Annotated in this window: 13 protein-coding genes, 1 other RNA gene and 2 riboswitches; of the genes, 11 read left to right on the forward strand and 3 right to left on the reverse strand. The window is 53.5% G+C overall.

Going from position 1 to position 12,423, the window contains the following annotated elements; all coding sequences use genetic code 11:
• Window positions 1–8 precede the first annotated feature (8 nt).
• From ssrS to CODIS_RS08460, 3 genes are all read right to left on the reverse strand, one after another.
• Window positions 9–193: non-coding RNA, 6S RNA (gene ssrS / locus CODIS_RS08450), on the reverse strand.
• Window positions 194–221: 28 nt separating this feature from the next.
• Window positions 222–536 (reverse strand): cell division protein ZapA, encoded by a 315-nt coding sequence (locus tag CODIS_RS08455; protein ID WP_069123888.1) that lies wholly within the window; start codon window positions 534–536, stop codon window positions 222–224.
• Window positions 533–802, reverse strand: coding sequence for a TIGR02449 family protein (locus CODIS_RS08460; protein ID WP_417903655.1), 270 nt, complete (start codon window positions 800–802; stop codon window positions 533–535). Before CODIS_RS08460 ends, CODIS_RS08455 begins: the two co-directional genes overlap by 4 nt.
• A 109-nt stretch (window positions 803–911) precedes the next feature.
• Between CODIS_RS08460 and CODIS_RS20930 the strand changes: the two genes are divergently transcribed.
• From CODIS_RS20930 to moaB, 11 genes are all read left to right on the forward strand, one after another.
• Window positions 912–1,115 (forward strand): hypothetical protein, encoded by a 204-nt coding sequence (locus tag CODIS_RS20930; RefSeq protein WP_154723059.1) that lies wholly within the window; start codon window positions 912–914, stop codon window positions 1,113–1,115.
• Between the two features lie 35 nt (window positions 1,116–1,150).
• Entirely contained in the window at window positions 1,151–1,717 is a 567-nt protein-coding gene (locus tag CODIS_RS08465) for a UPF0149 family protein (RefSeq protein WP_069123890.1), read from the forward strand.
• A complete protein-coding gene (pepP, locus tag CODIS_RS08470) occupies window positions 1,704–3,011 on the forward strand; it encodes a Xaa-Pro aminopeptidase (RefSeq protein WP_069123893.1) in 1,308 nt (435 codons plus the stop codon). The genes CODIS_RS08465 and pepP overlap by 14 nt, the downstream gene beginning before the upstream one ends.
• 1 nt (window position 3,012) lies before the next feature.
• On the forward strand, window positions 3,013–4,236 hold the full coding sequence (ubiH, locus tag CODIS_RS08475; protein WP_069123894.1) for a 2-octaprenyl-6-methoxyphenyl hydroxylase: 1,224 nt from the start codon (window positions 3,013–3,015) through the stop codon (window positions 4,234–4,236).
• Entirely contained in the window at window positions 4,229–5,446 is a 1,218-nt protein-coding gene (locus tag CODIS_RS08480) for a UbiH/UbiF/VisC/COQ6 family ubiquinone biosynthesis hydroxylase (protein ID WP_320410403.1), read from the forward strand. The genes ubiH and CODIS_RS08480 overlap by 8 nt, the downstream gene beginning before the upstream one ends.
• 179 nt (window positions 5,447–5,625) lie before the next feature.
• Window positions 5,626–5,714: riboswitch (glycine riboswitch) on the forward strand.
• Window positions 5,715–5,745: 31 nt separating this feature from the next.
• Window positions 5,746–5,896, forward strand: a riboswitch (glycine riboswitch).
• Window positions 5,897–5,951: 55 nt separating this feature from the next.
• The gene (gene gcvT / locus CODIS_RS08485; RefSeq protein ID WP_069123899.1) at window positions 5,952–7,043 is read left to right on the forward strand and encodes a glycine cleavage system aminomethyltransferase GcvT; all 1,092 of its coding nucleotides are present in this window, start codon (window positions 5,952–5,954) and stop codon (window positions 7,041–7,043) included.
• 59 nt (window positions 7,044–7,102) lie between these two features.
• Window positions 7,103–7,495, forward strand: a complete 393-nt coding sequence (gcvH, locus tag CODIS_RS08490) for a glycine cleavage system protein GcvH (protein WP_069123902.1) — start codon at window positions 7,103–7,105, stop codon at window positions 7,493–7,495.
• Between the two features lie 347 nt (window positions 7,496–7,842).
• Window positions 7,843–9,240: an aminomethyl-transferring glycine dehydrogenase subunit GcvPA gene (gcvPA, locus tag CODIS_RS08495; protein ID WP_069123904.1), complete on the forward strand. Its 1,398-nt coding sequence runs from the start codon at window positions 7,843–7,845 to the stop codon at window positions 9,238–9,240.
• Between the two features lie 10 nt (window positions 9,241–9,250).
• Window positions 9,251–10,699, forward strand: coding sequence for an aminomethyl-transferring glycine dehydrogenase subunit GcvPB (gcvPB, locus tag CODIS_RS08500; protein WP_069123906.1), 1,449 nt, complete (start codon window positions 9,251–9,253; stop codon window positions 10,697–10,699).
• Between the two features lie 248 nt (window positions 10,700–10,947).
• Complete coding sequence (locus CODIS_RS08505) at window positions 10,948–11,883, forward strand: carbohydrate kinase family protein (protein WP_069123909.1); 936 nt, start codon at window positions 10,948–10,950, stop codon at window positions 11,881–11,883.
• A gap of 9 nt (window positions 11,884–11,892) precedes the next feature.
• Window positions 11,893–12,423 (forward strand): molybdenum cofactor biosynthesis protein B, encoded by a 531-nt coding sequence (gene moaB / locus CODIS_RS08510; protein ID WP_069123912.1) that lies wholly within the window; start codon window positions 11,893–11,895, stop codon window positions 12,421–12,423.

Genomic DNA, 12,423 nt, shown 5'->3' on the forward strand with positions numbered 1-12,423 from the left:
TATAAGAGACATCCCCCACCTGTGCCGTCGCAAACCGCTGTTCTTGAACCAGAGGGTTCAAGTGGGAACAACAGAAGAGCTTCAGGCTTCCCGCTAGGATACGGACATGCACACCGGCCCTTTCATCATGCTCCCTGGGTAGATGTTAGGCTCAAGAAAATACCCTGGTTGCTTACGAACACCGCAGGGGATGTCATACCTCTAGGTTAAACCTATTTTGATCAAAGTTCCAGTTGATTGGTTGTATTGAGTGCAATCTCAATCTTTTCTTGTAGATTTTTTATACGACGCGATATGTTCTGCGAGCCGTTTTCCTTGCTTTGCTGGCTGGAGAGCAGATCATTGGCAATATTGAGCGCGGCCATAACAGCAACCCGCTCAGTGCCTATGATACGCCCGTTCTGTCTGATCTCGCGCATCTGGCCATCGAGATAGGCAGCGGCTTGTAAAAGGGATTCTCGTTCTTCCGGCAGGCAGGAAATACGGTACTCTTTATCGAGGATATTGACTGTTACAGGCAATCGATCGTTGCTCACTGGGGTGTTTCCATGGATTTCAGTCGTGTAATCATGGCTTCAACCCTGGCACGAGCCAGCTCTGTCTTTTCGATGAGCGCAGCGCGTTCGGATACCAGGTTATCCTGTCTGGCACGCAGTGATTTATTCTCATCTTTAAGGTAGGAGCAGGCCCTTATAAGCTCTTCAACCCGGATTTCAAGCTTACGCAGGTCCAAATCCGCCGGATTTTGTGTCTCTTTCTCAGTCATGGCCAACAATATAGTGGTCAGATACAGGCGGGTCAATCTCTACATCTGCATGTTATGATTTGTTTCTAGGGCCCGCTAACACTAATTTGATTGTCACTGCCAAGACCCTGTTTTTTATCCAGCAAGGCAGAAGGAGCGTTGTGTAGTGAATCTACATAAGCGACTGATAACGCCGCTGGGTAAAAAAACAGGGCTCTGGCCCTTCGGGTTAAGCCCCGAAGGAAGTACCCTTGGGGTACGCCTGAAAAAGCGCCACCCGCTATTACTCGTCGCATATTTGGAGTCACCAAACTACGCTCCTCGTGACTTGAATGGCACTTTTTTGAGCGCCACAGTGGCAATCAATTAGTATTAACAGGCCATTAATCATAGAGGAAAATGTAGATGATTGAGAATCGCCAAATGCCCGATTATTCACGCCTTGTAGGGGCGTTGAACTCAATCGGCCTAGATCTTGGCGCCAGCGAGATCCATGGCGTGATCTGTGGTCTGGTGTGTGCCGGTACCATTCAAAGCCACATCGATTGGATGACGGCACTGTTCGAGGATTGGCCTCAAGAGGATCTGTTGGCGCGTGAAGCCAGAGAGATGATCGGTGAACTTTACTATATATCTCGTGACCAGATTGGCAATGATGATCTGACTTTCATGCCCTATCTTCCGGATGATACTCAACCTATTTCCGCAAGAGCCAAGGCCCTGAGTGAATGGTGTGAAGGGTATCTGTATGGTTTGGGCATGTCGAGTATCACGGATCAGCAACTCGAAGGTGATGCCAGAGAGGCATTGCAGGACATTACCCATTTCACCCGGCTCGACTATGAATCACTCGAGTCGGGTGAGGCGACTGAACAAGCCTATGCTGAACTACAGGAGTTCCTGAAAGTGGTGACCTTACTAATTTGGGGAGATCTGGCGAAAGTTCGGGAGCTCGACCATGGTGAAGAGTGAATTCAAACGGCGGCGACGTGAACTGATGCGCATGATGGGGCCGGGCAGTATTGCCATACTGCCCACGGCGCCGCAGCTGATTCGCAACAGAGATGTGCACTATCCTTACCGGCCCGACAGTGATTTCTATTATTTGACAGGTTTTCCCGAGCCTGAGGCTGTACTGGTCCTGATTCCGGGAAGAAAGCAGGCGGAGTATATTCTTTTCAATAGGGAGCGCGATCCGGTAAAGGAGCAGTGGGATGGGGCCATGGCGGGACAGGAAGGCGCTGTCGATGAGTATGGAGCAGATGATTCCTTTCCAATCGGAGATTTGGATGACATTCTGCCGCGCATGCTTGAACAGTGTGAGCGCATCTTTTACATCATGGGTTGTAATGCAAAGTTCGACAAACGACTCTCTGAGTGGATCAACGCCATTCGCTGTGAAGCGCGCAGCGGTGTTCAGGGACCGGTCGAGATCATTGCGCTGGACCATTATCTGCATGAAATGCGGTTATATAAGAGTCGATCCGAGCTGAAGGTCATGCGCCAGGCTGCAAGGATTTCCGCCAAGGCGCACAAAAGGGTGATGCAGGTCTGTAAAGCGGGTTTATGGGAGTATCAGCTTGAAGCTGAGTTTGTGCGGGAGTGTGCACATCAGGGCGCCAAGTCCCAGGCCTACCCCCCGATTGTGGGTGCCGGCATAAATGCCTGCACGCTGCACTACATCGATAACATGGATAAGGTTGCCGACAAGCAGATGTTGCTGATCGATGCCGGCTGTGAAGTGGACTGTTATGCCTCTGATATTACCCGCACCTATCCGGTAAACGGCAGCTTCAGTAAGCCACAGCGAGAGTTGTATGAGTTGGTGTTGGCGGCACAGGAGGCTGCGATTGCCAAGGTAAAGCCGGGTAATCATTGGAACGATCCCCATGATGCCGCGGTGCGGACCATCACCAGGGGCTTGATCAAACTGGGAATACTTAAGGGTACACTGGCTAAATTAGTTCGCGAAGAGAAGTACAAGGCTTTTTTTCCGCATCGCACCGGGCATTGGATCGGTATGGATGTACATGATGTGGGTGATTATAAGGTCGACGGAACCTGGCGTTTATTGGAACCGGGCATGGTTTTGACAATCGAACCCGGTATATACATACCCGCCGGGTCCAAGGGTGTGGCCAAGAAGTGGTGGAACATCGGCATCCGTATTGAAGACGACGTGGCAGTGACCAAAGATGGCTGTGAGGTCTTGACCAAGGATATTGTAAAAACAGTGGCTGAGATTGAGGCCATTATGGCGGCATGATATGGCAGATAGTTTTGATCTTCTGATCGTCGGTGGCGGCATGGTGGGCGCCAGCCTGGCGCATGCGGTCAGTGGGCAGGGATTGAGGATCGGTATCATCGAAGCCTGGCCGTTCGACTCCTCGGCTCAGCCCAGTTTCGATGACAGAGTGCTTGCCCTCTCCTGGGGTAGTCGTATCATCTTACAGGCAATGGGTGTTTGGGATGAGATTCAGGTCGCCGCCGAGCCGATATTGAATATCCATATTTCCGATCGCGGTCACTTCGGTTTTACCCGACTCAATCACCTGGATGAAGGTGTCGGGGCTTTGGGTTATGTGGTAACCGCTCGCGCACTGGGCCAGGCTTTATTACCGAATCTGGTGAATCATGACGCCATAAAAATGTTCTGCCCGGCAAGACTGAAGAGTTTTGCAGTATCGGACAGAGATGTTGAAGTGCGAATCGGCCAGGATGATGGTGAGCAGGTTCTGAACACGCGTCTGCTGGTGGCTGCAGACGGTGGTGATTCCCTGGTTAGGCAATTTCTGTCGATTCCCCTGAAAGAGAAGTCATACGGCCAGACCGCGATCATTGCCAATCTGCGCGCTGAACAAGCGCATCAAGGTATCGCTTATGAGCGTTTCACCGATACCGGACCCCTGGCACTGCTGCCCATGCGTGATGATCGCCTTTCCATGGTGTGGACGGCAAAAGATGACCAGATTGCGGAACTGATGGCCTTGCGGGATGAAGCGTTTCTGCTCAGGTTGCAGGACCGTTTCGGTTATCGTCTCGGGCGTCTGTCTGAATTGGGTAAACGGGTTGCTTATCCACTACGTTTAAGACAAGCGGTTGAGCAGGTCAGCTCCCGCGTGGCCCTGATCGGAAATGCCGCTCATGCGATTCATCCGGTAACGGGTCAGGGCTTTAATCTTGGTCTGCGAGACGTCGCTGTGCTGGCGGATCTGGTGTCCGATGCCGCGCAGGGGGGGCAGGATCCGGGTGATATCGAATTATTGAAGGAGTATGCAGATTGGCGCAAAAAGGATCAGAACAGTGTTGCCATGATCACCGATAGCCTGGCACGGTTTTTCGCTAATCCATTCGGTCCGTTACGACTGGTTCGGAATCTGGGTATGGTGGGTCTTGATGTTGTTCCCAGCATGAAACACCTGGTGGCGCGTCAATTCATGGGATTGAACGGACGATTGCCAAGATTGGCGCGGGGGATATCGCTTGATTAAAGAAATGTACGATCTGATTGTCGTGGGTGGTGGCATCGTGGGGGCCGCATTGGCCTGTGCCCTCGCTGATGCCGGATTGAACATCTGCATCCTTGAAACAAGAGAGCCTCAACGCAGTTGGCCAAAGGATGAAGTCGATCTTCGCGTCTCTGCATTGACCCGCGCATCACAATGCATGCTTGAAAATCTGCGTGCCTGGCCGAGAATGGCTGAAATGCGTGTAAGCCCATACACCGCTATGGAGGTATGGGATGCGGAGGGTAGTGGTCGAATTCACTTCAGCGCGTCTGAAATTGGAGAATCCGATCTGGGCCATATTGTGGAAAACCGCGTCACCCAGTTGGCGCTATGGGAGATACTGGAGGCACTACCCAATGTCACTTTACGTCATTCTGCCGGTGTCGCGGAATTACAGTTGGATCAACTTCCGGGTGTCGTCATGCACGATGGTGAGCAATTGAGAGCAAAACTCATCGTGGCGGCAGACGGTCGCGATTCACAGTTGCGTGAGATGGCGGGTATCGGCACAAAAGGGTGGGATTACAATCAACATGCCATCGTCGCTACGGTCAAACCATCACGCCATCATCAGCGGATGGCCAGACAACGCTTTATGCCGCGAGGACCTCTCGCACTGCTTCCTATAGATGATGGGCGCTGCTCCATTGTATGGTCGACGTCACCGCAGCAGGCAGACGAATTGATGGCGCTCTCCGATGCGCTGTTCTGTGATCAACTGACCCGTGCCAGTGAGGCTGTTCTGGGCGAGATAATCGATGTTGGACCGCGCGGCCTCTTTCCACTGCGTCTTGGACATGCCCAGTCCTATTGCCTGCCCGGATTTGTCCTGGTGGGTGATGCGGCCCATGCGATGCACCCCTTGGCGGGACAGGGGGTCAATCTCGGATTCATGGATGCCATGACCCTCGCCGATGTAGTCATTGACGCCTATCGCACAGGCAGGGCGATTGGTTCCATCGCCACATTGAGACGGTATGAGCGGGCGAGAAAGGGACCGAATATGGCCATGTTGGCCGCAATGGATGCCTTCAAACGCATTTTCAGCAACGACGTGATGCCGCTTAAACTGATTCGCAACCTCGGTCTGGATGTAGCGAACCGGTCCGGAGTTATCAAGCATCAGCTGATTCGTCGTGCCATGGGGATGAGTGGTGAACTGCCTTCCCTTGCCAGAGTCCGAATGCACTAGGACCTGTTAACAATAAGCCGTCGGTCGCTGCTACAATCCTGTGAATTACGCCTGAACAGGCCTTGGGTGACACCTGTTGAATTCGGTTGCGAACCTTTGATCGGTGGTGAAACGGGACCGCCTATAAGGTTATTCGCGATTGGCAAGCGGTTTGCGGCAAGGTATAGTCGTCATCTCGATCCACCCCCGTGGGAGAGGCCGGCCCAAGCCGGCGCCGAAGGCGCAATCCCGCCCGGAATCGCTCAGGCAAAAGGACCGTGGGGGGAAGTCACCCTGTAAAGGTCAACCAACGGGGGATTTAGGTCGACTCTGGAGAGCGGTGTGACAACACCCACCGAAGGGGCAGGCGCTCAATAGTACTGTTTGGACAGGCGGTAATTAGTGATTATCATTATGCCGAACCAGACAACAGCAGCGCCAAACTCTCAGGTTTTGGACAGAGGGGCGGCGCGGATGGGTATTCATCCGCGCCGCCCCTTTTTACGTTTTGGACCCGGAGATGGCGATGACTAAGCAGACTGTACTTTACGATACGCATCAGGCAATGGGGGCCCGACTGGTACCTTTCGGCGGTTGGGATATGCCTTTGCACTATGGTTCCCAATTGGAGGAGCATCATCAAGTGCGGCGTGATGCGGGTATGTTCGATGTATCGCATATGACGGTGGTCGATATCAAAGGCGACGGTGTCAAACCTCTTTTACGCTATCTGTTGGCCAACGATGTGGATAAGCTGAAGCAAAAGGGCAAGGCCCTCTACACCTGTATGCTCAACGAAACGGGTGGCGTGGTGGATGATCTTATCGTCTACTATCTGCATGACAGCTGGTATCGCCTGGTGGTGAATGCAGGCACCACAGAGAAGGACCTGGCATGGTTGGCACAGAAATCCGAAACTTACGATGTGAACATCACACCTCGTCGTGATCTCGCCATGATTGCAGTACAGGGTCCCAATGCACGATCAAAAGCGCTGCCACTGATGTCTGACATTCTGTGTCAGGCTGGCGCTGACTTGAAACCATTCAATGCGGTTAGCGATGGCGATTGGTTCCTGGCCCGAACCGGTTATACCGGTGAAGACGGTTTTGAGATCATGCTGCCAGGTGATCAGGCGGCATCCTTTTGGCGGCAATTGCACGATGCAGGTGTTGAACCCTGTGGGCTGGGTGCTCGGGACACACTGCGTCTGGAAGCAGGTATGAATCTATATGGCTCCGACATGGACGAGGAGACCTCGCCCCTGGAATCCGGGCTCGGCTGGACCATCGCCTGGGACCCGTCGGAACGCGATTTTGTCGGCAGATCAGTGCTGGAGCGACAGCGCAATGATCCAAATAGGCGGCGTTTCATCGGTTTGGTATTGACCGGACGCGGGGTGCTGCGTAACCATTTGAAACTGTACGATGCCGAGAGGGAGGTTGGTGAGATCACCTCCGGTGGATTTGCCCCGACATTGGAGCGATCCATCGCTTTCGCCCGGGTCCTGCCCGATATCGGTGAGACCTGCGAGGTTGAAATGCGTGGAAAACGGCTCAAGGCGCAAGTGGTCAAACCTCCGTTTGTACGCAACGGCAAGGCCGTCATCGACTTATAATCCGGAATGCAATTAACCTCGGGTTGAATCTGTAACTAATCTTCTTGAAGGTAAGAAATATGAGCAATACACCTACTGACAGACGCTACGCCAAATCCCACGAATGGATTAAAGATGAAGGCGATGGCAGTTATACCATCGGTATCACAGCCCATGCACAAGAGCTGCTGGGTGATCTTGTTTTTGTCGATCTGCCTGAAGTGGGCTCCCAGGTCGAGGCCGGCGGTGACTGTGCGGTCGTTGAATCGGTTAAGGCCGCTTCCGATGTCTATAGCCCGGTAACGGGCGAGGTCATCGCTATCAATGAAGCCCTCGATGGGGCACCTGAAACCATCAATGAAGATGCCTACGGTAGCGGTTGGATGTTCAAGGTGAAAGTAACGGACAGCGGCAGTATGGGTGAGCTTCTCGATGCCGATGGTTATGATGCAGTGATCGCCGAAGAGGAGTGATACAGGGTTTGTATCGATCATCTCTGCTGCGAGTCGTGGACTCGCCGGCAGATTGAGATATGTTTAGGGCCTGTTAACACTCATCCAATCGGCCCTGTTGCCCCTGAAAAAGCGCCAATCAAGGCGCGAGGAGAGAAGTTTGGTTATTCCAAATGAACAACGAGCAACGCGGAGTGGCGCTTTTTCAGGTGCACCCCAAGGGCTGGGGCTATTTTTTCGCCCAGCGGCGTTATCATTCGCTCATGTAGAAAAACTACACATCGCTCATTCTGCCTTGCTGGACGAAAAAATAGTCCCAGCAGGGTCGATTGGATGAGTGTTAACAGGCCCTAGCAGACGAGACAGCTATGCCATTCATCCCCCACACAGAAGAAGATATTCAAGAGATGCTGACTGCCATCGGGGTCGAGCATATCGAGGCGTTGTTTGATGAGATACCCAAGGAGCTGCGCTGCGGAGAGCTGAATGCGATACCAGCAGGTATATCGGAAATGGAGCTCTCCCGGCTGATGCAGGCGCGGGCCCGTACCGATGGGCAGCCCCTCTGTTTCATTGGGGCGGGTGCCTACGATCACCACATACCGGCGGCGGTCTGGGAGTTGACTACCCGGGGCGAGTTCTATACCGCCTATACGCCTTATCAGGCAGAGGCGAGCCAGGGAACTTTGCAACTGCTGTATGAATATCAGTCGATGATGACGGCAATAACCGGTATGGATGTCTCAAATGCATCGCTCTATGATGGCGCTTCAGCCCTGGCTGAAGCGGTTTTAATGGCAGTCAGAGCGAATCGCAAATCAAAGTCAAAACGCATTCTTGTCCCTCACAACCTGCATCCAGCCTATCGCAAGGTAACCCGTACGATAGTACGAAACCAGCAGATTGAGTTGGTTGAGGTGGCATATAACAGTGAGAGTGGCGAAATCGATAAACAGGAACTGGAGCGCTATAGTGGTGAGGACTATGCCGCGTTGGTCATCCCGCAACCTAACTTCTTCGGTGTGCTGGAGGCGGTCGACGAGTTGACGGATTGGGCGCACGCAAACGGTATGTTGGCGATCGCAGTGGTTAATCCCCTCGCCATGACCGTTTTGAAACCGGCTGGAGAGTGGGGCGAGCAGGGCGCGGATATCTGTTGTGGAGAGGGGCAGCCGCTGGGTGCGCCATTGTCTTCCGGGGGACCCTATTTCGGGTTCCTTTGCTGCACGCAAAAACTGGTGCGTCAGATGCCCGGCCGTATTATCGGTAAGACAGTGGATATGGATGGAAAACCCGGCTACGCTCTCACACTGCAGGCGAGGGAGCAGCATATTCGGCGTTCAAAGGCGACTTCCAACATCTGTACCAACCAGGGCTTGATGGTAACCGCCGCCACCATCCACATGACCCTCATGGGTAGCGAGGGTCTACAGCGTGTGGCAGGCGCAAGTCACGCCAATACCGATAAGCTGACTCAGGCACTGACATCACTGCACGGTGTCGAGAGCGTGTTTAATGGCGCAGTCTTTCATGAACGAGTGGTGCGCCTGCCGATTGCCGCAAAGAAGGTACTGCGCGCGCTGGCGGCACATAGTGTATTGGGTGGATTTGACCTCAGTGATGATTATCCCGAGTTGGGCGATGCGATTTTGGTATGCGCTACTGAGTTAAGAACCGACAGTGATTTGGAAAACTATCGGAGCAAGCTGGAACGGGTGATCGCATCCCAGGTGGAGACCCCCTGTCAGCTGAAACCCGATTGGTAATGGTGGCGATATGATATACGAACATTCACGAAAGGGGCGTCGGGCGACAGCACAGGCACCACGGGAGCAGGCTGAGCTGTCAGGTATCCCGTCAGCATTGCGGCGTGAAACACAGCCACGCCTGCCGGAAGTTTCCGAGATGCAGGCGGTACGCCATTTTACCCGTCTGTCACAGAAGAATTTCTCAATCGATACCCATTTCTATCCGTTGGGTTCATGCACCATGAAATACAATCCGCGGGCCTGCAATACTTTGGCAAGCCTGCCCGGGCTGATCGGCAGACACCCTTTGGCGCCCGCGACGCACAGCCAGGGTTTCATGGCCTGTCTTTATGAGCTGCAGGAGATACTCAAAACCGTAACCGGTATGCATGCGGTCTCCCTGACCCCTGCCGCAGGTGCTCAGGGCGAGTTTGCCGGTGTTGCAATGATTCGTGCTTACCATGATGCCAGAGGCGATACGGAGCGCAGCGAGATATTGGTGCCGGATGCGGCCCATGGCACCAATCCGGCCTCGGCAGTGATGTGTGGTTATAAGACCAGGGAGATACCCACCGGTGCCGACGGGGATATCGATGTGGATGCGTTGAAGTTGGCACTGGGCCCCCAGACCGCCGGCATAATGTTGACCAATCCATCCACCGTGGGTGTATTCGAGCGGCGTATCAAGGAGATTGCGGAGCTGGTACATGCCGCGGGCGGCCTGCTCTATTACGATGGCGCCAATCTGAATGCAATTCTTGGCAAGGTCAGGCCGGGTGATATGGGATTCGACGTCATTCACATGAATCTGCACAAGACCTTTTCCACTCCACATGGCGGAGGTGGCCCGGGTGCGGGCCCGGTGGGGGTCAGTCAACGTCTCGAACCCTACCTGCCGGTACCTATGGTCGATTTGGACGGTGGTGACTACCGCTGGCTGACGGAAAAGGACAGACCCGCATCCATAGGCCGTCTTTCCGCATTCGCTGGAAATGCCGGGGTGTTACTGCGCGCCTATGTCTATGCCCGCCTGTTGGGACGCGAAGGGATGCACCGGGTTGCGGAGTTTTCCACACTCAACGCCAACTATCTGCTCAAGCGTTTAATGGAGGCAGGCTTCGATGCCGCCTACCCCGAGCGTCGCGCCAGTCATGAATTCATTCTTACCCTGAAGCGGCAAGCCAAGGAGTTGGGGGTCAATACCATGGATTTCGCCAAACGCATGCTTGACTATGGCGTGCATGCCCCAACCACCTATTTTCCCTTGTTGGTCCCGGAGTGTCTGTTGGTGGAACCCACAGAGAGCGAAGCGAAGGAGGAGCTTGATAGCTTCGTTGAAATCATGACGAGCATCAAGCAGGAGGCTGAAACCCAACCCGAGCTTGTCATACAAGCGCCCCACAGCATGCCGGTAAGGCGGCTCGACGACGTGCGTGCTGCGCGGGAACTCGACCTCGCCTGGAGAGGAGATGAATAGACGTTCAGTAATCGGATTGATTTGTTTGTCCGCAAATGAACGCGAATTAATGCTCAATCAACGTTTCCGCACTGCCGTGCGGGATCGAGCGTCGAGATAGATTCAAGCTTGAGTAATCCGTATATTGACAGTGCTGAGCTGTCATCTGTCCTGGATAAACTACAGCGCTGGTGTGTAAGGTTTAAATGTCGCTTTACACTCACGCTTCATTCGTTTTATAAAAAAACCAATATCGGCAAGGAGTAATCATGTCGGCCTTGATCTGTGGTTCTTTCGCCTTCGATACCATTATGGTCTTTCATGACCATTTCAAGCATCATATCCTGCCGGAACAGGTGCATATCCTGAACGTCTCCTTTCTGGTGCCTGACATGCGAAGGGAGTTTGGAGGGTGCGCCGGAAATATTGCCTACAATCTGAAAATGCTCGGTGGCGAGGGTAAACCCGCGGGTACCGTGGGTGACGATTTCGCCCCCTACGCAAAATGGATGGATGAGTGTGGTATCAGTCGTGAGCAGGTGTTGGAAGTGCCCGGTAACTATACTGCACAGGCCTATATCACCACAGACAAGGATGATAACCAGATTACCGCCTTTCATCCGGGAGCGATGAACCAGGCCCACCAAATAGATGTCTCAACGATCGATGGTTGTACGCTGGGTATGGTATCGCCGGATGGCCGGCAGGGTATGATTGAACATGCCACGCAATTTGCCGAGAAAGGCGTGCCGTTTATATTTGACCCCGGTCAAGGCATGCCCATGTTCGACGGCGATAGTCTGATGACCTTCACCGAACAGGCCAGTTGGCTTGCCTTCAACGATTATGAAGCGATGTTAATGCAGGAGCGTACCGGAAAAAGCCTGAGACAACTGGCGCAGATGGTGGAGGCGATTATCGTAACCCGTGGCGGAGAGGGTTCTGAAATCATCACCGAGGATAAGATCTATTCTATCCCTGCTGCACCGGTGAAGGCGGTGGTTGATCCGACCGGCTGTGGCGATGCTTACCGTGCTGGTGTGTTATACGGTCTGATGAATGAGATGGACTGGGAGACAACCGGCCGAATCGCTACATTGATGGGCGCGATCAAGGTCGAGCAGGCGGGTACACAGAATCATTTTGTATCGCCGGATGAGATTGGCCATCGCTTCGAGAAGGCCTTTGATTATAAGTTTAAATAGAGAAAAGCTATGTCCGGACATTTTACAGAGAGCGATTTCGTACCCCTTAATCTTGCAATACTGACAGTATCGGACAGCCGTACGGAAGAGACTGACAAGTCAGGTCAGACCCTAAGGGAAAGGGCCTTGGATACAGGCCATCAGGTGGTTGACAAGCGAATCGTGCCGGACGATGTTTATCAGATGCGCGCGGTGGTTTCAGCCTGGATAGCCGACTCGGATGTGCATGTGATCATATCCACCGGGGGTACCGGCATTACCGGGCGCGACAGCACCCCGGAAGCACTACAGCCACTGTTTGATAAATCCATCGAGGGATTCGGTGAACTCTATCGTGCAATCTCCCTGGAGGAGATCGGCAGCTCCTCGATGCAGTCCAGGGCGATTGCCGGTCTGGCCAACGGCACACTGATTTTTTGCCTGCCCGGATCCACCGGGGCTTGCCGCACAGGGTGGGATAAAATCTTGAAATCCCAGCTGGACATACGTACCCGGCCTTGTAATTTCGCACAAATGTTTCCCCGCCTGTTGGAGAGTTAA

Origin of the sequence: Candidatus Thiodiazotropha endolucinida, assembly GCF_001715975.1 — a bacterium.
Classification (GTDB): Bacteria; Pseudomonadota; Gammaproteobacteria; order Chromatiales; family Chromatiaceae; genus Thiodiazotropha; species Thiodiazotropha endolucinida.

What these genes read in the sequence shown, in the direction of transcription:
- CODIS_RS08465 (WP_069123890.1), top strand. Translation starts at nt 1,151, where the DNA reads ATGATTGAGAATCGCCAAATGCCCGATTATTCACGCCTTGTAGGGGCG.
- pepP (WP_069123893.1), top strand. Translation starts at nt 1,704, where the DNA reads ATGGTGAAGAGTGAATTCAAACGGCGGCGACGTGAACTGATGCGCATG.
- ubiH (WP_069123894.1), top strand. Translation starts at nt 3,013, where the DNA reads ATGGCAGATAGTTTTGATCTTCTGATCGTCGGTGGCGGCATGGTGGGC.
- gcvT (WP_069123899.1), top strand. Translation starts at nt 5,952, where the DNA reads ATGACTAAGCAGACTGTACTTTACGATACGCATCAGGCAATGGGGGCC.
- gcvH (WP_069123902.1), top strand. Translation starts at nt 7,103, where the DNA reads ATGAGCAATACACCTACTGACAGACGCTACGCCAAATCCCACGAATGG.
- gcvPA (WP_069123904.1), top strand. Translation starts at nt 7,843, where the DNA reads ATGCCATTCATCCCCCACACAGAAGAAGATATTCAAGAGATGCTGACT.
- gcvPB (WP_069123906.1), top strand. Translation starts at nt 9,251, where the DNA reads ATGATATACGAACATTCACGAAAGGGGCGTCGGGCGACAGCACAGGCA.
- CODIS_RS08505 (WP_069123909.1), top strand. Translation starts at nt 10,948, where the DNA reads ATGTCGGCCTTGATCTGTGGTTCTTTCGCCTTCGATACCATTATGGTC.
- moaB (WP_069123912.1), top strand. Translation starts at nt 11,893, where the DNA reads ATGTCCGGACATTTTACAGAGAGCGATTTCGTACCCCTTAATCTTGCA.